This window comes from Microbispora sp. NPDC088329, assembly GCF_040685655.1.
Lineage (GTDB): Bacteria > Actinomycetota > Actinomycetes > Streptosporangiales > Streptosporangiaceae > Microbispora.
On record NZ_JBFBIP010000022.1, the window covers coordinates 1 to 19,784 of the forward strand.

The window sequence follows — 19,784 nt, forward strand, 5'->3', positions numbered from 1 at the left end:
AACACCAAGGACAACTCGACGTCTTCAGGCGCCCTGGCACAGCAGAACTCCTGCGACTCGGCCGCCACCAAGCAGTGGACCCTCCAGCCGGCCGGGTCCCAGCCGTCGTCGACTCCCACCGTCACGCCGACGAGCAGCCCGACCACCAATCCGACGCCGCCGTCGGGCTGGCCCAGCCCCCAGGGCTCGCAGGCGGTCACCAGCACGATCAGCGTCTCCGGCACCATGGACGGCGGCCTGAAGCGCTACTACGCCAGCGGAAGCATGGGTGACGGCGGGCAGAGCGAGAGTCAGAAGCCGATCTTCGAGCTGGCCGGCGGCGCGACGCTCAAGAACGTCATCATCGGCTCGCCCGGCGCGGACGGCATCCATTGCCTGGGCAGCTGCACACTGCAGAACGTCTGGTGGGAGGACGTCGGCGAGGACGCCGCGACCCTGCTGGGCAGCTCGTCGTCGCAGGTCATGACCATCGACGGCGGCGGTGCGAAGAGCGCCTCGGACAAGGTGTTCCAGCACAACGGCCCCGGTACGATGATCATCAAGAACTTCCAGGTGGACAACTTCGGGAAGCTCTACCGCGCCTGCGGCAACTGCACGAACTCCTACCAGCGGCACGTCCAGATGTCGAACATCGTGGCGACCTACCCCGGCAAGGCGCTCGCGGGTATCAACACCAACTGGGGCGACACCGCGCGCTTCTCGAACATCACGATCAAGAACGACCCCAACCACAAGATGATCGTGTGCCTGAAGTACAAGGGCGTGCCGAAGGGCAGCGAGCCGACCGAGATCGGTAGCGGCGCCGACGGGACGAACTGCATCTACAGCTCCTCCGACATCCACTACCAGTAAGCGCGCCGGCCGGCCCCGGGGTCCCCGGGACCAGGTGTGACGGCGGTGCGGGAAAGACGGAAGGCCCGGTGGTCCCCCCGGCCACCGGGCCTTCCGCGTTCTTCAACCGATGTCCCCGCGGCCGGGCACGCTCAGGCCGCGCCGTGCCAGCCGCCGTAGTCGGCGAGGAACAGCGCCTCGGTCGTGATGATGCGGCGCAGCTCCTCCAGCACCACCCGCTCGTTGGGCGCGTGGATCGAGGCGCCGTCGTCCTCGGCGCCGTACAGCAGGATCTCGGCCTTGGGGAACTGCCGGGCGAGGGCCGCCACCAGCGGGATCGAGCCGCCCTGGCCGACCTGGCGCGGCGCCCGGCCGAAGGCGCGCTCCAGCGCCCGCTCCGCGGCGTTCATGGCCGGCCCGCCCGGCTCGATCTGGAAGCCGGAGCCGCTGACGAAGTCGCCGAAGGAGACCTTGACCCCCCACGGTGCGACCTTCTCCAGGAAGGCCGTCACGTCGTTCAACGCCTGCCTCGCGTTCCCGCCGGCGGGGATGCGGACCGTGACGCGGGCCCGGGCCACCGCCTGAACCGCGTTGATCGCCCCGGTCACGGTCGGCACGTCGAGCCCGGTCACCGTGATCGCGTACGACGCCCAAAGCCGGTCGGCGAGCGAGCCCCCGCCGACCAGCGACACGCCGTCGAGCACCCCGGCGAGCGCACGGAACTCCTCCTCGGAAGGAGCCGTGCCGGGGAAGACCCCCGATTCGAGGCCGGGCACCCGGACGTTCCCCTGGTCGTCGTGCAGAGCGGTCAGCATGCGCATGAGCGCGGCCAGCGCGTCGGGGGCGGCGCCGCCGAACGCGCCGCTGTGCAGGGCCTCGGCGAGGGTGCGCACCTCGACGGTGAACGCCGCCATGCCGCGCAGCGACGTGGTAAGAGAAGGGTCGCCCACCTGAGGGTTGCCGACGTCGGCGATGACCATGGCGTCGGCGCGCAGCAGGTCGGGGTTGGCCTCGACGAACGCCTCCAGGCGCTCGCCGGCGTACTCCTCCTGGCCCTCGACGATGACCTTCACGCCGACCGGGAACCGGCCGTTGAAGGCGCGCAGCGCGGACACGTGGGTGATGACACCGCTCTTGTCGTCGGCCGCGCCCCGGCCGTACATGATCCCGTCGACGACCGTGGGCTCGAACGGCGGGGTGCGCCACAGGGCGAGGTCGCCCGCGGGCTGCACGTCGTAGTGCGCGTAGAGCAGCACGGTCGGGGCCCCGTCCGGAGCCGGCGCCTCGGCGAACACCGCGGGAAAGCTGCCCTCGATCGGGATCTGCCGGACGTGCGGGAGACCGGCGGCGCGCAGCAGCCGCTCCACGAGCGCCGCGGCCTCCAGGACCGGGACCTCGGAGTGGCCGGGGAACGCGACGGACGGGATGGCGACCAGGCGTCTGAGGTCCTCGACCGTCTGCGGCATGCCCTCCTCGACGGCGCGCTCGATCTCCTCTGGTGTCACGGCGTTCTCCCCGATGTACGTGGATCTTCCCGGCTGGGTCGACCCCATTTGACCACAGGGTGTGGCGGGCCCATCTCCCACGTCTTGACGGCCTCAATCTACCGTGACGGATTTCGTTGCCGTTACATGTCGATGTAGCGGAATCCGAACTTCTTGCACATTGGAGCTACGCAATCACTTGGCAAAACGCGGAAGTGGCGTGCACACTGTCCACAGCGACAGATCACCTGAGGGAAGGTTGCGATGACGCGCCCCGACGTTCTCAAGGCCGCACACGACAATCTCTGGATGCACTTCACGCGCCACTCCTCCTACGAGGGAGGGGAGGTGCCCATGATCGTGCGCGGCGAGGGCGCCTACATCTACGACATCCACGGCAAGCGGTACCTCGACGGCCTGGCCGGACTGTTCGTGGTCCAGGTGGGCCACGGCCGCGCCGAACTGGCCGAGGCCGCCGCCAAGCAGGCCCAGGAGCTCGCGTTCTTCCCGCTGTGGTCGTACGCGCACCCGAAGGCCGCCGAGCTCGCCGCGCGGCTCGCGGAGCTCACCCCCGGCGACCTGAATCGCGTCTTCTTCACCACCGGCGGCGGTGAGGCCGTCGAGTCGGCCTGGAAGCTGGCCAAGCAGTACTACAAGCTCAAGGGCAAGCCGCTGAAGACCAAGGTCGTCAGCCGGGCCATCGCCTACCACGGCACCCCGCAGGGCGCGCTGTCGATCACCGGCATCCCGGCGCTCAAGCAGGTCTTCGAGCCGCTGGTGCCGGGCGCGATCAAGGCCCCCAACACGAACCTCTACCGCGCCGACGAGATCTCCGGCTTCCCCGGCCTGGAGAAGGACGCCGAGGCGTTCGGCCGCTGGGCCGCCGACCAGATCGGCAAGGCCATCGAGATGGAGGGCCCGGACACCGTGGCCGCCGTCTTCGTCGAGCCGGTGCAGAACGCCGGCGGCTGCTTCCCGCCGCCCCCCGGATACTTCCGGCGTCTGCGCGAGATCTGCGACGCCCACGACGTGCTGCTCGTGTCGGACGAGGTCATCTGCGCCTTCGGCCGCCTGGGCACGATGTTCGGCGGCCAGAAGTTCGACTACGTGCCGGACATCATCACCTGCGCCAAGGGCCTGACCAGCGGTTATTCGCCCATCGGCGCGATGATCGCCTCGGAGCGGCTGTTCGAGCCGTTCAAGCACGGCACCGAGACCTTCGCGCACGGCTACACCTTCGGCGGCCATCCGGTGTCGGCCGCCGTCGCCCTGGCCAACCTCGACATCTTCGAGCGGGAGGGCCTGCTTGAGCACGTCACGGCCAACGAGCCGGTGTTCAAGGCGACCCTCGACCGGCTGCTGGACCTGCCGATCGTCGGCGACGTCCGCGGCTCGGGCTACTTCTACGGGATCGAGCTGGTCAAGGACAAGTCCACCAAGCGGACGTTCAACGAGGAGGAGTCGGAGCGCATGCTGCGCGGCTTCCTCTCGAAGGCGCTCTTCGACGCCGGCCTGTACTGCCGGGCGGACGACCGTGGGGACCCGGTCGTGCAGCTCGCCCCGCCGCTGATCTGCGGCCCCAAGGAGTTCGACGAGATCGAGTCGATCCTCCGTTCGGTGCTCACCGAGGCGTGGGCCCGCCTGTAGACCATGGAGCTCGTGCGGCCGGGTAGGGGGCGACCGTGACGAGTGACCGCCTGAAAGGACACAACTCATGAAGATCGGTGTGCCCGCCGAGGTCAAGAACCACGAATACCGCGTCGCCGCCACCCCGGCCGGCGTCCACGAGCTCGTCCGTCACGGCCACGAGGTCAGCGTCCAGCGCGGCGCCGGCCTCGGCTCCTCCATCACCGACGAGGAGTACCTCGCCGCCGGCGCCAAGCTCGTCGACGCCGCCGATGAGGTGTGGGCCGAGTCCGAGATGATTCTCAAGGTCAAGGAGCCGGTCGAGGAGGAGTATCACCGGCTCCGCGCGGACCAGATCCTGTTCACCTACCTCCACCTGGCCGCCTCCCGGCCCTGCACGGACGCGCTGCTCGCGGCCGGCACCACCGCCATCGCGTACGAGACCGTCCAGGTCGGCAACGGGCTGCCGCTGCTGGCCCCGATGTCGGAGGTCGCGGGCCGGCTCGCGCCCCAGGTCGGCGCGTACAACCTGATGCGCTTCAACGGCGGCCGCGGTGTGCTCCCCGGCGGGGTGCCCGGCGTGGCCCCGGCGAAGGTCGTCGTGATCGGCGGCGGTGTCTCCGGCCTCAACGCGGCGCAGATCGCCGTCGGCATGGGCGCGGACGTGACGATCCTCGACATCAACATCGACCGGCTGCGCTTCATCGACGCCGTCTACCAGGGCCGGCTGAAGACGCTGGTCTCGACGCAGTACGCGATCGAGCGGGCCGTGCTCGAGGCCGACCTGGTCGTCGGCGCCGTCCTCATCCCGGGCGCGAAGGCCCCGACGCTCGTCTCCAACGAGCTGGTCTCCCGCATGAAGCCGGGCTCCGTGCTCGTCGACATCGCCATCGACCAGGGCGGCTGTTTCGAGGACTCCCGCCCGACCACGCACGACGACCCGACGTTCCGGGTGCACGAGTCGGTGTTCTACTGCGTGGCGAACATGCCGGGCTCGGTGGCCAACACCTCCACCTACGCCTTAACGAACGCGACCCTGCCCTATGCCGTCAGGCTCGCCGACAAGGGCTGGAAGGACGCGCTGCGCGGCGACGAGGCGCTCGGCCTGGGCCTCAACACCCACGCCGGCGTGCTCACCAACGAGCCGGTCGCGGCGGCGCACGACCTGTCGTACACGCCGGTCGCGGAGATCCTCGCCGCCTGACCGCACGCGGGAGTGTCTGGCGAACCGGGTTCGTCAGACACGACCGAGCTCGAGACGGCCGCGCAGATTCCTCGCGGTGCCGAGCACGTGCTCGACCTCGGCAGGTGTGGGCCACGGGGCCGTGCCCGGCCGCAGCAGCGTGGCTCGCACCAGGGCGAGATGCTCGATCGCGGCCCGGTGCAGCCCGCTCGCCCGTGCGAGCCATCCCAGGATGTCCGCGGGGACGGCCGCGTCCGCGTCGGGTGCGGCGGATGACGCCCCGATCGGGAGGTCGAGACAGGGCAGGCCGCCGAGCTCCCCGGTGACCAGATCCCACGTGCCGAGGATCTCGACCAGGTCCGCGGGCTCCGCCGCCGCGTCGCCGCGTCTGCGCGCCGCCGCGACGGCGAGTTCGGCGCGTGCGGCCTGCGCGGGTTCCGCGGGCCTGCTCCAGTACGGCGGGGGCGGGTCGAGCAGGCATTCCTCGGCCTCCGGGGAAGCGCCGAGCAGGGGCAGCAGCATCCGCAGTTCGACCATGGCGCCATGGTGTCCGCGCTCGGCCGCCCGTCTGAACCAGTGGCGCGCGCCCTTCAGGTCGTTGTGCTCCGCGACGAGCAGCAGCCCGAAGCGGAAGGCGGCCTCGGGGTCATCGGCCGCGGCCTGCCCGTACCAGTGGGCGGCCGCCGGTTTGTCGTCCATCCGGGTGCAGGCGAGGCCGGCCATTCTGCGTGCGTCCGGCCGCCCGGTCCGCGCCGCCCGCTCGAAGCAGGCACGCGCCGTGGGCAGGTCGCCCCGGCACAGGGCCAGGTCGCCGAGCCGGAAGGCCGCGCCGGGGTGGTCGGCGCGGGCGGCGAGGCGGTAGAACGCCGCCGCGCCCTTCTCGTCGCGGGCCGTGTGCAGGAGCAGGGCCATGTCGTAGGCGGCCTCCGCGTGGCCGCCTCGCGCCGCGTACTCCCACCAGTGCAGCGCCTCGGCCTCGTCGCCCGCGGCGTAGCCGAGGAAACCCAGGTCGTGGGCCGAGCGCAGGTCGCCGTCCAGGGCCGCCCTGAAGTGCCAGCGCCGGGCGCCCATGCCGTCGCCCTGGTCCTCGCACAGCAGGGCCAGCCGCCGGGCCGCGTGACGGGAGCCGTCCTCGGCCGCCCGCTCGAACCACGTGCGCGCTCCGTCGGTGTCGCCACGCCGCTCCAGCAGCAGGGAGGCCAGATTCGTCGCCGCGTCCGCGTCGCCGGTGCCTGCGGCCAGTTCGAACCAGCCGATGGCCTCCTCGGTCGTCCCGTGTGTGCGGTGCCACAGCCCCAGGTTGTAGGCGCTGTCGACGTTGCCCGCCCGCGCCGCCCGTTCCCACCAGTGCCGGGCGCCCAGTCGGTCGTCGCGCTCCGCGCACAGCCGGCCCAGCCGGTGCGCCGCGTCGCGGTCGCCGCATCGGGCCCTGTCGACCAGGTTCGCCTCGGCCGGATCCAGGGGTTCAGGGGTACGCGGGACCGGTAACCCGGGCCACGCTGTCGCCTCCGTCGCTCCCACTAGTGTCATGGGAGACAGGGTGACACGTAACCGAGTCGTCACGGAGTGTTATTGGGAAGACGTTGGTGTCAGGGGACGCGCTCGAACCTGATGAAGCCCACGTACATTCCCATCCCGCAGGCGTAGCGCAGCCGCCCCTCCGGACGGGCCGCGAGCCGTACCACGCGTTCGCCCGTCACGGGAAGCACGAGGTCGCGGTCGTCGATCGCGAGCGTACGCGTGCAGCCCCGGTTGTCCTTCGTCCTGAAGGCGATCTCGACGGGCCGGCCGGCGGAGGCGACGGCGACGCCGGGCCGGAAACCCTCGGCGGTCGCCCAGATCGTGAGCCGCTGAACGCCGTCCGTCCCGGTGAGGGCGCGTCCCGCCGCGGAGGCGGGGGAGCCGAACTGCACCGGTGGGAAGTCCGGCAGCCAGCCGCCGAGCCGCAGGCCGGAACCGGCGGTGAAGAGCCCGGCGGCCATGGCCGCGACCCCCGCGAGGGCGGCCCACCGGGTAGAGGCGAGCGTGCGCACCAGCAGGCCGAGGGCGGCCAGGGTGGGAGCCGTGCCGAGGGCGAGCCCCGCGAGCGCGGCCGCGCCCCCGAGCGCCGAACCCGCCGAGACGGCCACGACCTCCATGCCGACCGTGACGCCGCAGGGTACGAAGATCGTGGCCATGCCCAGTGCCGCCGCCCGTGCGAGCGTGGGGGAGCGCGCGCCGCCCCGCCCGGCTGTGCCCGGGAGGCCGGCGGGGGCGGTCACCGCGTGACCGGGTGCGCTGCCTCGCGGGACGTGATCGTGTCCGTGCCCGCCGCCCGCGGACGCGTGTCCCGGCGGGTGGCCGCACTCCGCGGCGGGCGTGCCCCTTGCCGATGCGCAGCCCGTGTCGCGGCGCCGGCGGAGCATCCGTACGGCGAGCACGACCACCGCGGTCCCGGCGGCGACGAGCAGCGCCGCCCGGGTGCGCGGGCCGATCCGCACGATCGCGCCCGCCAGCCCGAGCAGCGCCCCGAGGGCGGTGTGCGCGGCGAACCTGCCGGTCAGGAACGCGGCCACCGGGGGGAGGGCGCGAGACGGGCCAGGGCCGTGCGTATGTCCGGAGGGGGAGACGAGGCCGATGAGGAGGCCGCCCTGGACCGCGGCGCACGACGCCGTGCCCGCGGCCAGGCCGGCGGCGAGCCCCCCGGCGAACAGGGCGGCCGGGTTCACGGTCAGCCGGTGAGCGCGAGGCCGTCGAGCGCGCCGGTCTTCGCCGCCTCCACCAGCGAGCCGAGCTGGTCGAGGCTCATCTCCACCTTCTGGCCGAAGTCGTCGGTGATGACGACCTGACGCTCTGCCGGGGCGGAGGCGTCCACGAACAGCTCGGGGCAGCCGCAGCTGCAGTTGCCACAGAATCGGGCGATGGACTTCACGCCAGTCCTCCTCGTAGGGCGGGGCCTTTGCTCGCAACGTAATGTGATCGCATGGGGGCGACCAGTAACAGTTCGCTGGCCGGGTGGAGAGAAGAGCGCCACTTCCGGCGGGCGCATGGCCTGCATGGTGGGGCGTCGACGAACCTTGGCCGGATCGGTCACTGCGCCGGAAAGAAGCTCCGGTCCTCGCGAAGCCCGCTCCGCTGGGCCTTCGCTGTGGTCCTCGCTCCCTTCCGCTCCGCTCCCTCCACCTCGGCGAACGTTGATTGGCAGCGCAGCTAGCGCCGGGGCTGCTCCCGTTCGGGTTAACGATCCGGTCTCTGCAGCATTGATCGGTAACCCGCGTGCGCGCTCGGTTTCGCCGCGATCTCGATGAAGGAAAGTTGCAGAACCCTCACGAGTTTTGCAGATTATTGACCTGCGCTTGGGCCGCCGCGTAAGGTCCGGACAAGATCCGCATCAGAACAACCCCCCGGAGCGGTCAATGAAACGTCTGACAGCGGTCGTGGCGTTGCTCGGCCTCGCCGCCGTCGCCGCCTGCAGCGGCGGCGGCACGAACGGGAACTCCACAGGCGGCGGTGGCGGCGTCTACACCACGGTCGATCTCAACAAGCCGTCGCTCGACGTCAACGCGCCGATCAACCCGTGGAACCCCAAGGGCAACGCGTTCTGGGGCTACAACGCGATGAGGATCGCCTGGGCGAAGAACACCCTCACCGACCCCAACCAGTTCTATCCGGGCATCGCGGCGAGCTGGGACATCGCGCCGGACAACTCCTCCATCACCCTTCACCTGCAGCCGGGCAACAAGTGGTCCGACGGGCGGCCCGTGACCGCCGAGGACGTGAAGTTCTCCATCGCGCTGGCCTACACCCAGGGCAGCACCGCCTTCGCGGTCGACCCCGGCGCGGCCGGCGCCGCATCGGACGTCGAAGTGGTCGACGACACGACCATCAAGATCACTCAGGACATGAAGAACCCCAGCGTCACGTTCGTGCGCGGGGTCATGGACGCCTTCGTGGTGCCCAAGCACGTGTGGCAGAGCGTCGTCCCCGCCGACTTCTGGGACACGCTCGAGGCCGCCCGCGGAGACGGCCCCGAGGCGGAGGCGGCGCGCGGGCAGGTCAAGGCGCTGTCGGAGAAGGTGCTCGCGTTCGCCCCGCCGCAGGACGTGTCGGCCGGGCCGTTCGTCCTGAAGCGGATGAACCCCGGCGAGGCGCTGCTGGTGAAGAACACGAACTTCTACAACGCCGCCAACGTCGCGCCCGACCAGCTCAAGCTGCTCAACACCACCGGAAACGAGCAGATCTGGAACTATCTGACCTCCGGCACGCTCGACAACGCGCCGTTCACCGCGGTGCCCGCCGACGTGATGAAGCGCATCAAGGCGACGCCGGGCAACCAGGTCGTCAAGGGCTACTCCCCGGTGGCCGTCTCGCTGGCGTTCAACCAGGCGAAGAAGCCGTACGACAACGTGCACGTGCGGCGCGGGCTGGCCTACCTGATCAACCGTGAGGAGGTCACGCGGATCGCCTCTCCCGAGGGCGGCACGGCGGCCGTGACCACCTCGGGCATTCATCAGAAGGCAGCCAGGGAGTGGCTCGGCGCCGGGCTCGACGCGCTGGAGCCGTACAAGCTTGACCCGGCCAAGGCGGACAAGGAGTTCACGGAGGCCGGCCTCCAGAAGAAGGACGGCAAGTGGGCGATGGCCGACGGCAAGCCGTGGAAAATCACCATCCACGTTCCGGCGCCGTTCTCCGACTGGGTCTCCGCGGCCAAGGCCATCACCAGCCAGCTCACCACGGCCGGCGTGGACGCCGAGGTGGTGACCACCGCCGACTATCCGCTCTACCTGTCGGAGCTCAACGAGGGCAAGTACGACCTGGGCTTCTGGCTCATCGCGCTCGGCCCCGCGCCGTACAACATCTTCCAGCGCCTGTACGGCACCTCCAACGGCTGGAACATCCTCGGCGGCAAGGTCAAGCACTCGGCCCCCGGCAAGGACGGCAACTGGATGGGCGGCCCCGAGACGATCGACGTCGAGGGTGTCGGCGCGGTCAACCCCGGTGAGCTGACCTCCCAGCTGAACAGCGTCGGCGGCGACGAGCAGAAGGCCGTCATCGCCAAGCTCGCCAAGGCGGCCAACCAGGACCTCCCGGTGATCCAGCTCTGGGACTACGTGAACACGCAGTTCGTCAGCACCAACCGCTTCACCGGCTTCCCCGAAGACGACAGCGACCTGCTGCGCCAGCCCTCCGGCGTCTGGATCCAGCTCGGCCTGATCAAGAAGAAGCAGTAGCCGATGGCGGTTCTCCTGCGGCGGCTCGCGGGCCATGTGGCCCGCGGGTTCGTCATGATCCTGGTCGTCACGACGATCAGCTTCCTGATCATCAGGAGCGTTCCCGGCGACCCGCTCGCCGCCCGCTACCAGAAGCTCGTCGAGCAGGGCATGGCCCCCGACGCCGCGCAGCGCGCGGTCGAGGTGTTGTACGGCTTCACGCCGAAGGGCAGCCTGTGGGAGCAGTACCTCGATTACATGGGCGGGCTGGCCCACCTCGACCTCGGGCAGTCGCTGTCGGTGCCCGGCGCCGGCGTGTCCACCGTGCTGTTCTCGGCCGCCAAGTGGACCGTGATCCCGGTGCTCGCCGGAACGCTGCTGAGCTTCCTCGTCGGCGTCGTCATGGGCGTCTACGCGGCGATCAAGCGGACCGGTGTGCTGGGCGACCTCCTCGCGATCTCCGGATCGCTGCTGCACGGCGTCCCGCAGTACGTGCTGGCGCTGCTGCTGGGGGCGATCTTCACCACGCTGATCCCGATCCTCCCCGCCGGGGGTACGGCCGACATCGTGATCGACCCCGGCCTCACCGCCGACTACATCGGCTCGCTGGTCCAGCACGCCACCCTGCCGGTCGTCACGTACGCGCTGGCCGGCTACGGCGGCTGGATCCTCGCGATGAAGTCGAGCGTGGTCACCGTGCTCGGCGACGATTTCATTCTGGCCGCCGAGCTGCGCGGGATGAAGCGGTCGATCATCTTCCGCTACGTGGCGCGCAACGCCATCCTGCCGCTGTTCACGATCCTGGCGCTCTCGCTGGGTCTGCTGTTCGGCGGCGCGATCTTCATCGAGCGCATCTTCAACTATCCGGGCCTGGGGCTGATGCTCATCGACAGCATCAACAACCGCGACTACTCGCTGATGGGCGGGGCGTTCCTGCTCATCACGACGGCGGTCGTCGTCGCGAACATCGCCGCCGACCTGCTCTACACGGTCATCGACCCCCGGGTGCGCAGCGGAGGGGAGGCGGCATGAGCGAGCGAAGCGAGCGAATCAGTGAACACAGCGAGCTGCGCGGCAGGGTCACCTGCGCGCCTCCGGCACGACGCCACCCTGAGCCGTCAGGCGAGGGGGTTGCATGACGAGCACGATCCTGCCGGAGGCGGGGGCAGGGGGCGCCGCGGCGATCCGGCGCAACTTCTGGCGCGGCGTCTGGCGGGTCATGCGGCGCAAGCCGAGCCGGATGGCCGGGGCGGTGATCCTCGCGGTGTTCGCCTTCATGGGGATCTTCGGGCCGATGCTCTATCTCGACCCGCTGCCGCGCGACACGAGCGCGCTCTACGCCGCGCCGAGCCTGCGGCATCCGTTCGGCACCGACTTCGAGGGCACGGACGTGCTCGCCCTCGTCGTCACCGGCTCCCGGTACGTCCTGCTGACCGCCGTCGTGACGGCGGTGATCACGGTCGTGGTCGGCGCGGGCGTCGGGCTGTTCGCCGGGTTCCGGCGGGGCCGCTGGGACACGGTGCTCATGCGGTTCACCGACATGAAGCTCACGGTCCCGGGGCTGCCGCTGCTGCTGGTGCTGTCGACGGTGTGGAAGTTCACCGGCGCCGTCGAGATGGGCCTGGTGCTCGGGCTGCTCGGCTGGGGCGGGGTGGCCCGGGCCGTGCGCGCGCAGACGCTGTCGTTGCGGGAGCGCGGCTTCATCGAGGCCGCCCGGGGGCTCGGCCTGTCCACGACGCACATCGTCGGCAGGGAGCTGCTGCCCGGTATGGCTCCGTACATCGCGATGAACGCGCTCATCGCGGTGACCGGCGCGGTCTACGCGCAGGTGGGCCTGTTCTTCCTGGGCGTGCTGCCGTTCGAGGCGAACAACTGGGGCGTGATGCTCAACCTCGCCGTCTTCGGCGGCGGCGCGCTGACCACGACGGCCGCGCTGCCGTATCTGCTGGCGCCGCTGCTGGCGATCCTGCTGCTCACGCTCGGCATCGTGCTGGTCGTGGACGCCATGGACGAGATCTTCAACCCCCGGCTGCGGGAGGAGTGAGCGTGACTCCCGAGCAGAGCCATCCCGGTCCTCCCGGCGTGCGGATCCGCGGGCTGACCGTGGTCTACCGCACCCCGGCCGGCGAGCTGCCGGCGGTGTCCGGCGTCGACCTCGAGCTCGCGCCCGGCACGATCACCGGTGTCGTCGGCGAGTCGGGCTCGGGCAAGTCCACGCTCGCGCTGTCGCTGCTCAACGCCGTGCAACCGCCCGGCAGGATCGCGGCGGGCAGCGTCGAAATCGACGGCCTCGGCGACGTTGTGGCACTCGGCGGCGAGGGGTTGCGCCAGGCGCGCGGACGGCACGTCGGGTACGTCTTCCAGGCGGCGCAGAACTCCCTCAACCCGCTCAAGACGGTCGGCAAGCAGGTGCTCGACCTCGGACGTTCCCACGGCGTCGAGGACCCGCGCGGACTGCTGGCGGACGCCCGCGGCCTGCTCGGCCGGATGGGCCTGGACGGCGCCCGGGTGCTCGACTCCTATCAGCACGAACTGTCCGGTGGCATGCGCCAGCGGGTCGGCGTCATGCTGGCCCTGGTGCTGAACGCCCGCCTCGTCGTGCTGGACGAGCCCACGACCGCCCTCGACATGATCACGCAGGCGACGATCCTGCGCATCGTCAGGGAGGTGCACGCCGAGCGGGGGCTCACCACGCTCGTCATCACCCACGACCTCGGGGTGGTCGCCGAGATCGCCGACCGGCTCGCCGTCATGTACGGCGGGCGCATCGTCGAGCAGGGACCGACCCGCGAGGTGCTGGCCGGGGCGAGCCACCCGTACACACGGGGACTGCTCGGGGCCATCCCGCGTCTCGTCGGCGACATCGCCGAGGCGCGGGCCCTGCCGGGACGCCCGCCGACGCTGGCCGGCGTCCCGGCCGGCGGATGCGTGTTCCGCGAGCGCTGCCCGCTGCGCATGGACGTGTGCGAGACCGGCACCCCGCCCGTCGTCACCCGGGGCTCCCGGTCGGCGGCCTGCCATGCCGTACGGAACGACGACGGGGACAGGCCGGCCGTGGCCGCCGCGACGGGGGAGGACCAGGCATGATCGTCGGGGTCGGCATCACGAAGACGTTCCGGCAGCGTGGCGGGGTCCTCGGTGCCAGGGAGGTCCCGGCGCTGCGCGGTGTGGACTTCGCGATCCCGAAGGGCGGGGCCGTCTCCTTCATCGGCGAGTCGGGCTGTGGCAAGACCACACTCGGGCGGATCATCGCGGGACTGGAGACCTGCGACTCCGGGGAGATCGTCATCGACGGCGTGGCGATGTCGTCGCTGAGCCACCGCAGGCGGCAGCCGTACTTCCGCCGGATCCAGCTGATCCACCAGGATCCGTACTCCGCGCTGAACCCGGCGCGCACGATCCACCAGGCGCTGGCCGCGCCGCTCGCGCTGCGGGCGGGGCAGACCGGCCGCCCGCGCTCGTGGGCGGACGAGCGGGCCGGGGAACTGCTCGGCCTGGTCGGGCTCGACCCGGGCTACGTGCTGCCGCGCTACCCGCACCAGCTGTCGGGCGGCATGCGCCAGCGTGTGGTGATCGCCCGCGCGCTCACGGTCGACCCCGAGGTCCTGGTCGCCGACGAGGCCGTTTCGATGATCGACGTGTCGCTGCGCCTGGGCATCCTCGCGCTGCTGAAGGACCTGCGCGAGCGGCTCGGGGTGAGCGTGCTGTTCATCACCCACGACGTGGCGACCGCCCGCTACATCGGCACCGACGGCGAGCTGTACGTCATCTACCGCGGTCAGGTGGTGGAACGCGGCCCGGTCGAGACCGTCATCGCGGCTCCGGTGCACCCCTACACGCAGGCGCTGCTGTCGGCGATCCCGGTGCTGCACGGCCTGGAATCGCCGGGCGAGCAGCGCGTCGTGCCGGTGGAGGCGCCGGGGGAACACCCGGGCGACCACATGGGGGGCTGCCTGTTCGCGCCGCGCTGCCCGTTCCGGACCGAGCGGTGCGAACGCGAGCGGCCCGCGCTCGGCCGCCACGACGGCGACATGCCGCAGGAGCACGCCTGCTTCCATCCCGAGCGCCGCAGCGTGGTCGCCGTGCCGATGAGCCGCCGGTGAGCCACCGGGTGAGGAGACCGCGCGCGGACGCGTACGGCGATCGGGGAGGCCGGAGATGGAAACCGACGACAGGGACGAGATGACTGACCCACTGACGGGCCCGTCCACCGAGCTTGATACGGAGCACAGCGGTCTCCATACGGAGCAGAGCGATCCGCGCTACCGGGACATCGACCGGCTCCCGACCGAGGAGATCGCCCGCCTGATGAACGCGGCCGACGCCACGGTGCCGGGAGCGGTGGCCAGGGCCATCCCGGCCGTCTCGGCCGCCATCGACGCGATCGTCGCACGCATGGCACGGGGCGGACGCCTGTTCTACGTCGGCGCGGGGACATCCGGCAGGCTCGGCGTCCTCGACGCGTCGGAGTGCCCGCCGACCTTCGGCACCGACCCGGAGCTCGTGCAAGGGGTCATCGCGGGCGGCGAGGCCGCGCTGACCCGGTCGATCGAGGGAGCCGAGGACGACCACGACGGCGGGGCGGCGGCCGTCGCCGGGCGCGGGGTGGGCCCGCTCGACTCGCTCGTGGGCGTCTCCGCCAGCGGCCGGGCCCCGTTCGTGCTCGGGGCGCTGGGTGAGGCCGCCCGGCGCGGGGCGCTGACCGTCAGTCTGTCCTGCAATCCGGGGTCGCCGTTGTCGGAGCGGGCCGAGCATCCGATAGAGGTGGTCGTCGGCCCCGAGGTGGTGGCCGGCTCGACCCGGCTCAAGGCGGGGACCGCCCAGAAGCTCGTGCTCAACATGATCTCGACGATCGCGATGATCCGGCTGGGCCGGACGTACGGGAACGCGATGATCGAGGTGTCGGCGGTGAACGCCAAGCTCGCCCGCAGGGCGACGCGGATGGTCGGCGACATCACCGGCGCGGGGCCCGTCACCGCCCGGGCCGCGCTGCAGTCGGCGGACTGGAACGTCAAGGTGGCCGTGTTGATGATCGAGCGCGACCTCGGCCCGGACGACGCCCGGGCACTGCTCGCGGCCAACGGCGACCGGCTGGAGGCCGCCCGCCGCGCCGGCGGCGCCGCCTGACGGGTGCCGGCCCTTCCCCGCGGGGGTCAGGCCGAGCGGGCGCGGCGATGCGCGTCGCCGAGGTAGTCGTCGAGTGCGTCGCGGGTCGCGCGTAAGGCGGCGTCGGAGGTGTCGAACGTGCGCTGCGCGACGCCGACGAAGACGCAGTCGACGATGAGCAGCTGGCTGATCCGGCTGGCCAGGGCGCCCGGACGGAAGGCCGTCTCGCGCCCGGCGGAGATCAGGACGTGGTCGGCGAGCCCGGCCAGCGACGAGCGCGGATTGTTGGTGATCGCCACGACCGTCGCACCGGCCTTGCGGGCGACCCGCGCCGGGCCGAGCACGTCGGGCGTCTCGCCGGTGCAGCTCACTCCGACGGCGACGTCCCCCTCGCGCAGCAGCGCGGCGCTGGTGAGCGCGAGGTGCGCGTCGGTGAAGTAGTGGCCGGGCAGGCCGATGCGCATCAGCTTCTGCGCCATGTCGGCGGCGACGAGGCCGGAGGCGCCCACGCCGTACACGTCCACGCGGCGGGCGCCGGCGACGGCGTCCACCACCGCGCCCAGCCCGTCGGGGCTGAGCTGGGCCGCCGTGTCGGCGAGCGCCTGCGACTCGGCCCGCGTGACCTTGGCGATCACGTCGGTCAGGGGGTCGTCGGGGGCGAGGTCGCCGGGCACGAGCCGTTCGGGAGTGTCCCTGGCCACGGCCGCCGCCAGCGCGAAGCGCAGTTGCGAGTAGCCGGCGAAGCCCAGCGCCCGCGCGGTCCGCACGATCGTCGCCTCGCTGATCCCCGAGACCGCGCTGATCTCGGTGATGGTGCTGCGCGCCACCATGGCGGGGTCGTCGAGGATGAGGCGCGCGATGGTCTGGGCGGCGGGGGTGAGCGAGGGCAGCACCGCACGCACCGTCGCGATCGGGTTGACCGGTGCGGCCCCCTCGTTCTCGTTCATCACCTGCAGCCTCTCCTGTGCGCGATCAGCTTAGATCCACGCGCCCGCGGGTGCGGGGCAACCAGACCAGAAGTCCACATGTCGAGATATGTACGGCGCTTCCGGATGTCGGCTGCCGCCTCCCGCGAGGACCTCCTGGGGCAGATTACACGTCTATGACACTTTCTTTTATCCGCATTGATCTGAAAGTAATTTTCTGCCAGTGTCGTGACCGCCGCATCCCCCCGGCCTTCGGAGGTCCGATTGAGCTCACCCTCCCGGCGTGCCGTGCTGCGTGGTCTGGCCCTCGCCGCCGCGGCGTCGAGCGTCCCGCTGCCGGCCCTCGCCGCGTCCCCCGCTTCCGCCGCATCGCCCGCTCCCACCGGGTACGTCCCGCCGCTGCGCCAGATGCGCGGCATGTGGATCGCCTCGGTCGTCAACATCAACTGGCCGTCCAGGACCGGGCTGACTCCCGAGCAGCAGCAGGCCGAGTTCACCGCCTGGCTCGACCTGGCCGTGGCTCGCCGGCTCAACTCCGTGTTCGTGCAGATCAGGCCCACTGCGGACGCCTTCTGGCCGTCGCCGTACGAGCCGTGGTCGCAGTATCTGACCGGGGTCCAGGGACAGGACCCGGGCTACGACCCGCTGGGTTTCGCCGTCGAGGCGGCCCACCGGCGGGGCCTGGCGTTCCACGGCTGGTTCAATCCGTATCGCGTGTCCATGCAGGCGGACCCCGCGAAGCTGCACCCCGACCATCCCGGCCGCAGACACCCCGACTGGATCGTCCCGTACGGCGGGAAGCTCTACTACAACCCCGGCATCCCCGAGGTCCGGGCGTTCGTGCAGGACGCGATGATGGACGCCGTCACCCGCTACGACATCGACGGCGTGCACTTCGACGACTACTTCTACCCGGTCAACACCACGGCCTTCGACGACAGCGCGGCCTACGCGGCGTACGGCGCGGACTTCCCCGATCTGGCCGCCTGGCGGCGCCACAACGTCGACCTGCTGGTGCGGGAGATGCAGGGGCGCGTGCGGCGGGCCAAGCCGGAGGTGATCTGGGGCATCGGCCCGTCGGGCATCTGGCGCAACAAGGCCACCGACCCGCTCGGCTCCGACACCAGCGGTGGCCAGTCGTACGACAACCTGCACGCCGACACCCGCGAGTGGGTCAAGAAGGGCTGGCTCGACTACATCGCGCCGCAGCTCTACTGGTACATCGGCCAGTCGAACGCCGACTACGCCAAGCTCGTCCCCTGGTGGTCCGACGTGGCCGCGGGCACCGGCGTGCAGCTGTGGATCGGCCAGGCGGCGTACAAGGCGGGGACGGCGGGACAGCCCGCCGAGTGGTTCCAGCCGGACGAGCTGTCCCGGCACCTCACGCTCAACCGCGACCATCCCGAGGTCGGGGGAGACATCTGGTACAACGCGGCCGACGTCCGCGACGACCGGCTCGGTTCGATCAGCGCGGTCGTGAGCGGGCACTACACGCGTCCGGCGCTCGCTCCGCTGCTGCCCAGGCTGGCGGGCGGGGCGCCGCCGCGCCGTCCCGTGCTCGCCTCTGCCCGCCGCGTGAGCGGGGGCGTGGAGCTGCACGTCGAGGCCGCCGGGCCCCGCGCCCCGTTCCGGTTCGCCGTCTTCCGGTTCGACCGGCCCGCCCGCCGGCAGGACTTCGCCGACGCGGAGCACCTGGTCGCGGTGATCCCTGGGGACAGGCGCGTCCGCTGGGTGGACCCGGACGGCGCGCCCGGCCACCGCTACCACGTCACGGCGGTCGACCGGGCGTCCCGGCAGAGCGAGCCGAGCCCCGAGCGCAAAGCCCGCTGAGCGCCGCCCGTTCGCTCCGCCCAATCAGGCAGTCCGGCCGCGGCCAGCGCTGTATGGACGCCGGAGTCGCGCCGCGCGACGACGCCGCGACGGTCGCCATCGATCTGCGCACCGCCGTGAACGGCATGCTGTCGCAGCGGATCAACGAGCCCGACCTGCCCTGGCCGCCCGCCGAGGAGCAGATCGACCGTTTCCTCACCAAGCTCGTCGGCCTCCCGCCGTTCTCGGAAACGTAAGCTTCTGGGATCCGGGCTGCCGTGAAGGATCCTTGTCGAGGTGCCGGAGCCGAGAGGCGCCCGCGCAGTGGGAGGTGAGCCGTGCGCGTGCTCGGTCTGATCTCGGGGACCTCCCACGACGGGATCGACTGCGCGCTCGTCGACTGGTCGCGGGACGGCGACCTGCTCAGGGGAATCGTTGAGCACACCGGCACCGTGCCGTACCCGCAGGACCTGCGGGCCGCGATCGTCGCCGCGCTGCCGCCGGGCCGTACGGACATGGCCGAGGTCTGCCGCCTCGACACGTTGGTCGGTCAGGCGTTCGCCGAGGCGGCGGCGGCCTGCCCGGCCGCCGACCTCGTGTGCTCGCACGGGCAGACGATGTACCACTGGGTGGAGGACGGGCGCGTGCGCGGGACGCTCCAGGTCGGCCAGCCGGCCTGGATCGCCGAACGGCTCGGCGTGCCGGTCGTGTCGGACCTGCGGGTGCGCGACGTGGCCTCCGGCGGGCAGGGGGCGCCGCTCGTGTCCGCCTTCGACCTGCCGCTGCTGTCCGGGCTGTACGGGCGGCCGGAATCATCCGAGCCCTCCGAGCCGATAGAGCCGCACGAGCGGTCCGAGCCCTCCGAGCCGATAGAGCCGTCCGAGCCGCAGGGGCCGCCCGGGTTGCCCGCCTCGGCGGGACGGGCCGGCGCCCTGAACCTCGGCGGCATCGCCAACCTGACCGTGGCCCCCACCGCGTGCGAGCCCCCGCTCGCGTACGACACCGGCCCGGCCTCTGCGCTGATGGACGCGGCCGTACGCGCCGCCACCGGCATGCCGTACGACGAGGACGGCAGGCTGGCGGCGGCGGGGAGGGTGCACGAGGGGTTGCTGGCCGCGCTGCTCGCCGAGCCCTACTATCACCGGCCGCCGCCCAAGACGACGGGCAAGGAGCTGTTCCACGCGGGCTACCTGGAGCGGGTCGCCGGGCCGTACGCGCCGGACCTGCCCGATCTGATGGCGACGCTCGCGGCGCTCACCGCCGAGACGGTCGCGGCGGAGATCCGGCGGCACCGGCTCGGCGTGGTGGTGGTCTCCGGCGGCGGCGTCCGCAACCCGGCACTGATGAACGCGCTGCGTACGCGGGCCGGCGGCGTGCGGCTGCTACCGAGCGACGATCTCGGCGTGCCGTCGGACGCCAAGGAGGCCGTCGCGTTCTCCTATCTCGGCTGGCTCACCGCGCACGGCCTGCCCGGCACCGTGCCCGCCTGCACCGGCGCGGCCGGGCCGCGGGTGCTCGGCACGATCACTCCCGGCCGTGGCCCGCTGCGGCTGCCGGAACCTCTCGCCGTGCCGCCCCGCCGTATTCGCATGGGACCTGTTGACCCTGACACGGTGTGAGGCGCTGCAAT

General features: G+C 71.6%; 17 protein-coding genes. 12 read left to right on the plus strand and 5 right to left on the minus strand.

What is annotated here, in order from left to right:
* On the plus strand, nt 1–852 hold an 852-nt coding region (locus AB0O28_RS31430), incomplete at its 5' end, for a pectate lyase (RefSeq protein WP_363646185.1).
* Between the two features lie 131 nt (nt 853–983).
* On the opposite strand, the gene AB0O28_RS31435 is transcribed toward AB0O28_RS31430, so the two are convergent.
* Nucleotides 984–2,384, minus strand: a complete 1,401-nt coding sequence (locus AB0O28_RS31435) for a M20/M25/M40 family metallo-hydrolase (protein WP_363646186.1) — start codon at nt 2,382–2,384, stop codon at nt 984–986.
* A gap of 195 nt (nt 2,385–2,579) precedes the next feature.
* On the opposite strand from AB0O28_RS31435, the gene AB0O28_RS31440 reads away from it, so the two are divergent.
* Complete coding sequence (locus tag AB0O28_RS31440) at nt 2,580–3,962, plus strand: aspartate aminotransferase family protein (RefSeq protein ID WP_363646187.1); 1,383 nt, start codon at nt 2,580–2,582, stop codon at nt 3,960–3,962.
* Between the two features lie 67 nt (nt 3,963–4,029).
* Entirely contained in the window at nt 4,030–5,145 is a 1,116-nt protein-coding gene (gene ald, locus AB0O28_RS31445; protein ID WP_363646188.1) for an alanine dehydrogenase, read from the plus strand.
* A 33-nt stretch (nt 5,146–5,178) separates the two neighbouring features.
* Here the strand turns inward: ald and AB0O28_RS31450 are convergent, their stop codons facing one another.
* Genes AB0O28_RS31450 through AB0O28_RS31460 form a run of 3 tightly spaced genes read right to left on the minus strand, consistent with a single transcriptional unit; the run spans nt 5,179 to nt 8,035 of the window.
* On the minus strand, nt 5,179–6,654 hold the full coding sequence (locus AB0O28_RS31450; RefSeq protein ID WP_363646189.1) for a tetratricopeptide repeat protein: 1,476 nt from the start codon (nt 6,652–6,654) through the stop codon (nt 5,179–5,181).
* A 59-nt stretch (nt 6,655–6,713) separates the two neighbouring features.
* Nucleotides 6,714–7,832 (minus strand): sulfite exporter TauE/SafE family protein, encoded by a 1,119-nt coding sequence (locus AB0O28_RS31455; protein ID WP_363646190.1) that lies wholly within the window; start codon nt 7,830–7,832, stop codon nt 6,714–6,716.
* Nucleotides 7,833–7,834: 2 nt separating this feature from the next.
* Nucleotides 7,835–8,035: a hypothetical protein gene (locus AB0O28_RS31460; RefSeq protein WP_363646191.1), complete on the minus strand. Its 201-nt coding sequence runs from the start codon at nt 8,033–8,035 to the stop codon at nt 7,835–7,837.
* Between the two features lie 484 nt (nt 8,036–8,519).
* Here AB0O28_RS31460 and AB0O28_RS31465 point away from each other — a divergent pair, with 484 nt between their 5' ends.
* From AB0O28_RS31465 to murQ, 6 genes are all read left to right on the plus strand, one after another.
* The gene (locus AB0O28_RS31465) at nt 8,520–10,334 is read left to right on the plus strand and encodes an ABC transporter substrate-binding protein (protein WP_363646192.1); all 1,815 of its coding nucleotides are present in this window, start codon (nt 8,520–8,522) and stop codon (nt 10,332–10,334) included.
* A 3-nt stretch (nt 10,335–10,337) separates the two neighbouring features.
* Nucleotides 10,338–11,345 carry an ABC transporter permease gene (locus AB0O28_RS31470; RefSeq protein WP_363646193.1) on the plus strand — a complete coding sequence of 336 codons (1,008 nt, stop codon included), beginning with the start codon at nt 10,338–10,340 and terminating at the stop codon, nt 11,343–11,345.
* Nucleotides 11,346–11,448: 103 nt separating this feature from the next.
* Nucleotides 11,449–12,357 (plus strand): ABC transporter permease, encoded by a 909-nt coding sequence (locus tag AB0O28_RS31475; protein WP_363646194.1) that lies wholly within the window; start codon nt 11,449–11,451, stop codon nt 12,355–12,357.
* A 2-nt stretch (nt 12,358–12,359) separates the two neighbouring features.
* A complete protein-coding gene (locus AB0O28_RS31480; RefSeq protein ID WP_363646195.1) occupies nt 12,360–13,400 on the plus strand; it encodes an ABC transporter ATP-binding protein in 1,041 nt (346 codons plus the stop codon).
* Complete coding sequence (locus tag AB0O28_RS31485) at nt 13,397–14,416, plus strand: ABC transporter ATP-binding protein (RefSeq protein ID WP_363646196.1); 1,020 nt, start codon at nt 13,397–13,399, stop codon at nt 14,414–14,416. Before AB0O28_RS31480 ends, AB0O28_RS31485 begins: the two co-directional genes overlap by 4 nt.
* A 79-nt stretch (nt 14,417–14,495) precedes the next feature.
* Nucleotides 14,496–15,440 carry an N-acetylmuramic acid 6-phosphate etherase gene (gene murQ / locus AB0O28_RS31490; protein WP_363646197.1) on the plus strand — a complete coding sequence of 315 codons (945 nt, stop codon included), beginning with the start codon at nt 14,496–14,498 and terminating at the stop codon, nt 15,438–15,440.
* A gap of 26 nt (nt 15,441–15,466) precedes the next feature.
* Here the strand turns inward: murQ and AB0O28_RS31495 are convergent, their stop codons facing one another.
* Entirely contained in the window at nt 15,467–16,366 is a 900-nt protein-coding gene (locus tag AB0O28_RS31495; RefSeq protein WP_363646198.1) for a MurR/RpiR family transcriptional regulator, read from the minus strand.
* A 243-nt stretch (nt 16,367–16,609) separates the two neighbouring features.
* Here AB0O28_RS31495 and AB0O28_RS31500 point away from each other — a divergent pair, with 243 nt between their 5' ends.
* From AB0O28_RS31500 to AB0O28_RS31510, 3 genes are all read left to right on the plus strand, one after another.
* On the plus strand, nt 16,610–18,175 hold the full coding sequence (locus tag AB0O28_RS31500) for a family 10 glycosylhydrolase (RefSeq protein ID WP_363646199.1): 1,566 nt from the start codon (nt 16,610–16,612) through the stop codon (nt 18,173–18,175).
* Nucleotides 18,176–18,228: 53 nt separating this feature from the next.
* The gene (locus tag AB0O28_RS31505) at nt 18,229–18,411 is read left to right on the plus strand and encodes a hypothetical protein (protein WP_363646200.1); all 183 of its coding nucleotides are present in this window, start codon (nt 18,229–18,231) and stop codon (nt 18,409–18,411) included.
* An 81-nt stretch (nt 18,412–18,492) separates the two neighbouring features.
* The gene (locus tag AB0O28_RS31510) at nt 18,493–19,773 is read left to right on the plus strand and encodes an anhydro-N-acetylmuramic acid kinase (RefSeq protein ID WP_363646201.1); all 1,281 of its coding nucleotides are present in this window, start codon (nt 18,493–18,495) and stop codon (nt 19,771–19,773) included.
* The last annotated feature ends 11 nt before the right edge of the window (nt 19,774–19,784 follow it).

Bases quoted from the DNA above. Each gene is read 5' to 3' on its own strand.
- AB0O28_RS31435 (WP_363646186.1), bottom strand. From the start codon at position 2,384: ATGGGGTCGACCCAGCCGGGAAGATCCACGTACATCGGGGAGAACGCC.
- AB0O28_RS31440 (WP_363646187.1), top strand. From the start codon at position 2,580: ATGACGCGCCCCGACGTTCTCAAGGCCGCACACGACAATCTCTGGATG.
- ald (WP_363646188.1), top strand. From the start codon at position 4,030: ATGAAGATCGGTGTGCCCGCCGAGGTCAAGAACCACGAATACCGCGTC.
- AB0O28_RS31450 (WP_363646189.1), bottom strand. From the start codon at position 6,654: ATGACACTAGTGGGAGCGACGGAGGCGACAGCGTGGCCCGGGTTACCG.
- AB0O28_RS31465 (WP_363646192.1), top strand. From the start codon at position 8,520: ATGAAACGTCTGACAGCGGTCGTGGCGTTGCTCGGCCTCGCCGCCGTC.
- AB0O28_RS31470 (WP_363646193.1), top strand. From the start codon at position 10,338: ATGGCGGTTCTCCTGCGGCGGCTCGCGGGCCATGTGGCCCGCGGGTTC.
- AB0O28_RS31475 (WP_363646194.1), top strand. From the start codon at position 11,449: ATGACGAGCACGATCCTGCCGGAGGCGGGGGCAGGGGGCGCCGCGGCG.
- AB0O28_RS31485 (WP_363646196.1), top strand. From the start codon at position 13,397: ATGATCGTCGGGGTCGGCATCACGAAGACGTTCCGGCAGCGTGGCGGG.
- murQ (WP_363646197.1), top strand. From the start codon at position 14,496: ATGACTGACCCACTGACGGGCCCGTCCACCGAGCTTGATACGGAGCAC.
- AB0O28_RS31495 (WP_363646198.1), bottom strand. From the start codon at position 16,366: ATGAACGAGAACGAGGGGGCCGCACCGGTCAACCCGATCGCGACGGTG.
- AB0O28_RS31505 (WP_363646200.1), top strand. From the start codon at position 18,229: ATGGACGCCGGAGTCGCGCCGCGCGACGACGCCGCGACGGTCGCCATC.